Genomic DNA, 267 nt, shown 5'->3' with positions numbered 1-267 from the left:
CACGAATTGCCGGTCAGCGAATTATGGCTGGTGGATGTCGAAGGTGGTAAAGCGAAACTGGATATTATTTTCGATCTCTGCCAACGGATGATTGATAACGCTGGCGTCCCGATGAAGCTTTATAAAACGCTGGATCGCCGCGAAGCATTGAAAGATGCTGATTTCGTTACTACCCAACTGCGCGTTGGCCAATTACCGGCGCGTGAACTGGATGAACGTATTCCATTAAGTCATGGTTATCTTGGTCAGGAAACCAACGGCGCGGGC

General features: G+C 49.4%; 1 pseudogene. It reads left to right on the top strand.

From position 1 onward, the window contains the following. Positions 1 to 267 (top strand): annotated as a pseudogene (locus R2R70_RS20625) (6-phospho-beta-glucosidase); the annotation flags it as partial.

It is taken from the genome of Cobetia sp. SIMBA_158, assembly GCF_046566945.1.
Lineage (GTDB): Bacteria > Pseudomonadota > Gammaproteobacteria > Pseudomonadales > Halomonadaceae > Cobetia > Cobetia amphilecti.
The sequence above is the reverse complement of the archived record's forward strand: the minus strand, read 5'-3'. Positions and strand labels throughout refer to the sequence as shown.